Source organism: Microcystis sp. M049S2 (assembly GCF_020245625.1).
GTDB lineage: Bacteria > Cyanobacteriota > Cyanobacteriia > Cyanobacteriales > Microcystaceae > Microcystis > Microcystis ichthyoblabe_A.
Map to the genome: position 1 here is coordinate 1 of NZ_JADBUN010000113.1, position 6,534 is coordinate 6,534.

General features: G+C 44.3%; 4 protein-coding genes and 1 pseudogene. 1 reads left to right on the top strand and 4 read right to left on the bottom strand.

Translation table 11 applies throughout. The features are described 5' to 3' along the window. Window positions 1-110: 110 nt before the first annotated feature. From IM496_RS09535 to IM496_RS09555, 4 genes are all read right to left on the bottom strand, one after another. Complete coding sequence (locus IM496_RS09535) at window positions 111-1,484, bottom strand: TIGR03279 family radical SAM protein (RefSeq protein ID WP_287661814.1); 1,374 nt, start codon at window positions 1,482-1,484, stop codon at window positions 111-113. A gap of 365 nt (window positions 1,485-1,849) precedes the next feature. After that, a complete protein-coding gene (ftsH4, locus tag IM496_RS09545) occupies window positions 1,850-3,727 on the bottom strand; it encodes an ATP-dependent zinc metalloprotease FtsH4 (protein WP_194013598.1) in 1,878 nt (625 codons plus the stop codon). Window positions 3,728-3,804: 77 nt separating this feature from the next. Further along, on the bottom strand, window positions 3,805-4,989 hold the full coding sequence (locus IM496_RS09550; protein WP_287661816.1) for a tetratricopeptide repeat protein: 1,185 nt from the start codon (window positions 4,987-4,989) through the stop codon (window positions 3,805-3,807). Between the two features lie 134 nt (window positions 4,990-5,123). Beyond that, on the bottom strand, window positions 5,124-6,338 hold the full coding sequence (locus IM496_RS09555) for an RNA-guided endonuclease InsQ/TnpB family protein (RefSeq protein ID WP_194013596.1): 1,215 nt from the start codon (window positions 6,336-6,338) through the stop codon (window positions 5,124-5,126). An 84-nt stretch (window positions 6,339-6,422) separates the two neighbouring features. Between IM496_RS09555 and IM496_RS09560 the strand changes: the two are divergent. After that, window positions 6,423-6,534: pseudogene (locus IM496_RS09560) on the top strand (transposase); the annotation flags it as partial.

Consider the following 6,534-nt stretch of genomic DNA (forward strand, 5'->3'; position numbering starts at 1 on the left):
ATTTGGTCGAAATATCTATATTACATTTTGGGCGCACGCGATGCGCCCCTACCATTGGCGCAATAATATTATTGTAGGGGCGAATTGCATTCGCCCTCTTTTAATCACTTTTACTGCTCACCTATATGTGAGAGAAAGTCAGAGAAAGGATTGAGAGTAAGACAAGTTTTAATTAATTCCTCCACTCCCAGGACTGGATAAATAGGGACTCCTAACTGATTAATAACAGTTTCTAGGGTGATATCATCTAAAAATACCGCTTCCCCATGCTTGAGCATGAGGGAGGGTAATAAAACCCCATCCCCAAGATTTTTACCTTGTAATCTTTTGAGAATATCTTGCCCGGTTAATAAACCCGTAACCGTGATTTCCTGCCCCCAATAATCACTATTTAAAGCCACTAATTCCACGGTTAAACCCTGCACCTTATTTAACTGTTTAACTAGGGGTTGAAAAGCTTGTTCTACGGCATTTCCCACTACCCATACCAACCGTCTAGAGGGAGTAATTTGAGCAGGCAATAACTTCTTAGCTGTCTTCTGGAAATCCCTAATAAATTGACGAATCGAGCCAACTCCGTTACCGATTTGGGGATAATCTTCGTAGTGAGATTGAGGTGGTAAATCGACTCGGGCAATTAAAAACCATTCATCGGCTAACCACACCACATTACTGCCAAATTCTTGACGAAATTTTTTCTGTAAAGTTTGGACTTGTTCAATCACTTCTCGCGCTTTTTCTTGGCTAACGGGAATTAATTCATCTTCTTGGGGACGAAAGCGGGTTAATCCCACGGGAACTACGGCAATCGACTCCACACAGGGAATATCTCCCCGATGAAAAGAAACCAGATCTAACAGGGTTCTTTCTAGATGAATTCCATCATTAATATTGGGACAAACTACCACTTGTGCATGAATTTGTAATTGTCTCGCTTGTAGCCATTTTAAATGGTCTAAAATTTGACCAGCGCGGGGATTTTTTAAGAGACGAATTCTCAGATCGGGTTCCGTGGCGTGAACGGACACAAAAAGCGGTGAGATTCGCATCTTTTCGATCCGCTGCCATTCTTTTGAGGTGAGATTAGTTAAGGTTAAATAACTGCCATAGAGAAAACTTAAACGATAGTCATCATCTTTATAGTATAAAGTTTCTCTTTTGCCCTCTGGTTGTTGATCGATAAAGCAAAAAGGACATTTATTATTACACTGAATTAAGCCATCAAAAAGGGCGGTTTCAAACTCTAAACCTAAGTCTTCATGATAATCTTTTTCGATTTTTACTTGGTGAGTTTTGCCCTGACTATCAAGCACTTCTAGGGTTAAAAATTCATCGGCACATAAAAATTGATAATCGATTAAATCCCGGGGACGATTACCATTAATAGAGACGAGCGCATCCCCGATTTCAAAACCCACCTCGGCGGCGATCGAATCTGGGATGACACCACTAATTTTAGCTGGACGAATAGTTAATTCACTCATATTTTTAGGTTGCCATCCAATTATTTAACTGCATTTCCCAGAGAGTCTTTGGCTACATCTCACTTTTGTCAACCGTTCTTCTATCTTATCAAATCTATTATCTACCTGATCAAATCTCTCATCGATCCGTTTTTCCAGAGAGTCAATTTTCCCCTCAATCCTTGTCAGAAATGCTTCTGGGCAATAAGTGATACTAAATCCGTTGAGTAACGCACAGAAAAGGGGTTTCTCTGAGAAACCCCTTTTCTACTCATGCACTCATGCAAAAAGGGGAATAAATAATCAATTTTTAATAACTGGATTTAGTATAACAGGAAAAAACCCCATCTTTCTTCAAGATAGGGTCAGGTAAAAATCAAATCAATTTAAACAGTAACAGGTTCTCGATCGAGGGGTTTAACGCGCTCGAGCAGTGCTTGCAATTGTTCCCCTTCAATCACCTCTTTACTGAGGATTTCTTGGGCAATTTCTTCGAGCAAATCGCGATTTTGAGCAAGAATATCCAGGGCCTGCTGATGACCATTTTCGACAATCTCTTTCACTTCATTATCGATCGCTTTGGCCGTGTCATCGCTCACCAAGCGCCGAGGATTCATCATACCATCTCCCAGAAAACTATTCTGTTGACCTTTTTCGTAGGCTAGAGGACCGAGAGTCTTACTCATACCATAGGTCGTCACCATGCGTTCGGCCAAATCCGTCGCCCGCTGTAGGTCATTAGCGGCCCCAGTAGTAATACTACCAAAGACAATTTCTTCGGCGGCCCGACCACCTAAAAGAGTAGCAATTTGGTCGCGTAATTCCGTATCATCCATAAGGAAACGGTCTTCCGTGGGCATTTGCAGGGTATAACCGAGGGCTGCCATACCGCGAGGCACGATCGAAATCTTAGCAACTTTACCCCCTCCCGGCATAACTGCACCGACGAGAGCGTGACCAACTTCGTGATAAGCGACGATTTTCTTCTCTTTTTCCGAGAGAACCCGGCTTTTCTTCTCTAAACCCGCCACTACCCGCTCGATTGCCTCATTAAAGTCCTCTTGGGCGACGGTGCTGCGTTGATTGCGGGCTGCCAATAAAGCGGCCTCATTGACTAGATTAGCTAAGTCAGCACCGGCAAAACCGGGGGTACGGGTAGCAATCTGTTTTAAATCCACACCCGATCCTAATTTTACCTTACCTGCGTAGATTTCGAGGATTTTTAAGCGACCGGCCAGATCGGGACGATCAACTAACACTTGGCGATCAAAACGGCCGGGGCGTAAAAGGGCGGGATCAAGAGTTTCGGGGCGGTTAGTGGCGGCCAGCACGATCACCGTCGCATCACCGGCGTTAAAACCGTCCATTTCCGTCAATAATTGGTTTAAAGTCTGTTCTCGTTCATCGTTACCCCCCATAAAATTACCGTTAGCGCGAGATTTACCGATCGCGTCTAATTCATCGATAAAAATAATACAGGGGGCTTTTTTCTTGGCCTGTTCAAACAGATCTCGCACTCGGGCCGCCCCTGCACCGACAAAGAGTTCCACGAATTCCGAACCCGAGATACTAAAGAAAGAAACTCCCGCTTCTCCCGCTACTGCTTTCGCCAGCAGGGTTTTTCCTGTCCCCGGCGGACCGACTAGGAGGACACCCTTGGGAATCCGCGCCCCGATTTGAATGTAACGTTGGGGATATTTGAGAAATTCGACGATTTCGGCCAATTCAGTTTTCGCTTCTTCCACACCGGCCACATCTTTAAAAGTGGTTTTGGTGGTGTCTCCTTCCACATAGACTTTAGCGCGACTTTTGGTAATCGATAAAGCCCCGGCCGGACCACCGCCACCGCTGCGAGCGAGGAAAAATTGCCAAATACCGACAAAAATCAGGGGAGGAATCACCCAACTAAGGACACTACCAATCCAGCCATTTTTTGGCGGTGGTGCGGCGGCGAATTCTACGCCCTTGGCTTCTAGACGTTTGGGCAATTCTAGGTCAAAAATCGGTGTAGTGCTGAAAATTCGTCCGTAGTTGCCCTCTTGGTCGTTTTTAAGCTGATAACGAATCTCATTCTGTCCCACGGATACCCTAGCAACGTTGCCATCTTCCACTTGGTCGATAAAAAGACTATAGGGAACTTTGGGGACGCTAGGGCCAAATAATTGCGGAAAAAGGAGGTTAACAATCAGAAATAAGCCGCCCACGGCTAATAAAACATTACCGATCAGGCGGGATTGTGAAGGAGGTTTGCTTTTTATACTCATTGCTGGGCCTGATTCATTAAAATTAGTCTCTATACTTCCCCCATTGTAGGCTGTTGACTGCTCAAGTTCAGATTGAATCAGGCGGGGGGATTACCGTCGTCTTCGGGCGGTTTTTGCTCTAGTAAAGCCTCTAGACGAGTTTGGGCAAGCTCAAAATCCGGCGCAATCCCTAAAGCTTTTTGATAACAGGCGATCGCTGCTTGGGTTTCGCCCAAATTTTCTAGAGTACTGCCGCGATTGTACCAAGCTTGATAAAAATTATCGTCCGCTTCTAGCACCTGTTGCCAACAGTCTAAAGCCTCTTGCCAACGTTGCAGTCCGTATAGGGCGCTGCCCCTAGCGTTAATGATTTGGTGATCGTTGGGGGTGATTTCTAGGGCGCGATCATAACTATTTAACGCCTCTTCGTAGTTACCAATCATGGCTAAGGCACTACCACGATTATGCCAGGCCGAGGCTAATTGGGGGTCGATCTTTAAGGCCTGTTCCCAATCGGCGATCGCATTTGACCAATTGCCTAAATTTGCCTGTTCTAAGCCCTGATGAAACCAATCTTCGGCAGTTTCAGGGTTTTTACTTTCCTGTGAGGAAAATTGAGCGATCAGACTATCAATAATGCTTTCTGCGTCCTTATTTTCGATGCCCAATTGTTCGGCGATTTGGCCCGCTAGGGTAGGATCGTTTTGCAGACGGTTAAATAATTGATCGAGGGTGAGGGTTTCTAATTGGGGATTTTCTGGGTCATTACCGTTAAAATTGCTAGTTTCACCGGAATATAAGAAATTTTCTGGGGTTTGCGGCTGGGAATAACTGCCCGGGGCCTCATCGTCGCCGGCGTATTCCCAGATTAAAGTGGCAGTTTCTTTGGTGTAGAGTTGATAACCGATCTCGTAGGAAGCTTCACCAATACGTTCAATACCGGGGAAAGCGCGAGCTAATTCTCCTAAACGAATCATTCTGGTGGCGAGAATTTGGTTAAGGGAAGCGGAGGATTGCAGACGAGTCCCAAAACGCTCTAACCATTCTACCCAATCTTTTTGCCGACCTCGATCGCCCAATTTCTCGAAAAATCTCAGAATTCTGCCTTCGTGCCAACCGTGGGCCACTCCATCGAGTAACTGCATATAGAGAAACTCGTAATCTGTATCGGTTAGGGGAACAGATTCGATCGCTTGTACTTTTCCCTTTCCCCCTTGTCCCCCCAAAAGTCGGGTAAAAAAGTTTTCTATCGCACGCCAAAGTTTTCTTAAAAGTCCCTGCATTCTAATCTCGACACTGGTTTTATTAATCTTGCAAGCGTAACCCAATTAGTCTAGCAGTTATCAGTTATCGGGGATTGACTCTCCCCCGCTAACCGCTCGCGCGGTGTAGCGGGGGATTCTCGGTTCTTAGGCTTTTAACTAGATCGACCGAGTTTAACCCAGTCGATCCCCGTCAAATCGCCTCCGCGAGCGTTTTCTAACACGGTCAGTCCGACCGCGTTTTTTCCTCGGTTCTCAATTACCTTCGCTGATGCCGTATCTCTCGGTTCAATGTGGCCGCAAGAATCACACCGGTGAACTCTTTCCGATAACGCTTTTTTACCAGTAATTGCGCCACAATTCGGACACTCTTGCGAGGTTCCGTTTTTATCAACCTTAAGATAATATTTTCCCCGTTTCCAAGCGACAAACGGTAATATCTCGTTAATAAAACTACCGATACCTGAATCCAGAGATTGTTTTCTAACGATCCCTCTAGACCAGGAAACGAAGTTAATATCTTCAACAAAGATATTATCAGCGAGATCGCAAAGGTAATGAGCTAACTTAAAATGCCAATCTCTACGAGTATTAGACACTTTTTCGTGTAATCTCGCTATCTTATCTTGGAGTTTCAACCAATTGTTCGAGCCTTTGACTTGATGTTTCAAGCGTCTTTGTAGCAATTTAAGCTGACTCTGTACTTTCAACAAAAATCGAGGGGCTTTGATTAAATCTCCCCGTGAAGTAGCGACAAAACTCTCAATTCCCGCGTCAATTCCTAAACAGGTCTTCCCTACTGTCATATCGGGAACTAATTCCGTAGATTGGAAAGAAACCAAAACGTAAAATCCCGACGCTTTTTGGATAATTCGAGCTTGTTTAGGCTCAAACCCAGACGGGTACTCCCTAGATTTCCTAATCCGAATTTTTCCCAATTGTGGAAAATTTAAGTATTCGTCACCTAGAAAATTTTTCGAGAGCGCGGGGAAAACAAAACTTCGCATCTTTTTCTTAAATCTAGGAAAGCCGAAGCCTTTCGATTTTATATGGTCAAACGCTTTATCTACAGTTTTTAAAACTTGCTGTAAGACTTGAGCGTTAACCATCTTTAATATCGGGTAAACTTTTTTAGCTTCCGTTAGATTTTTAGCTTGAACGAAGTAATTTGGATAGGGTTGATCCGCAGGAATTATGTACTCAGAAACTAGCGAACAGCGATCCGCAAGACACTTTCGAGAGTTTAACCAATCTTTCCGTTCCGAGAGCGCGTAATTATAAACGCTCTTACAAACATCAAGAATGTGGACAATCTCTCGTTCCTGTTTCTTGTTTACCTTTAGTTTGTACTGGTAGGTAAGCGTTATCACTGTCGTTAGTTTCGTGATGTGATGTATAGTCAAATTGTAACACTTACTGCCTAGTATATCAACTAATTACAATCATGGACCAAACTAATCGCTAACCTTAAAACAGTTAGTAGTCGCTTAATTAGACAAGAATTTCCGGATTTGGCGGCAAAGTATTTCGACAACAAACCCTATTTTTGGGCGGGAGCTTATTTCG

What these genes read in the sequence shown, in the direction of transcription:
- IM496_RS09550 (WP_287661816.1), bottom strand. Translation starts at nt 4,989, where the DNA reads ATGCAGGGACTTTTAAGAAAACTTTGGCGTGCGATAGAAAACTTTTTT.
- IM496_RS09535 (WP_287661814.1), bottom strand. Translation starts at nt 1,484, where the DNA reads ATGAGTGAATTAACTATTCGTCCAGCTAAAATTAGTGGTGTCATCCCA.
- ftsH4 (WP_194013598.1), bottom strand. Translation starts at nt 3,727, where the DNA reads ATGAGTATAAAAAGCAAACCTCCTTCACAATCCCGCCTGATCGGTAAT.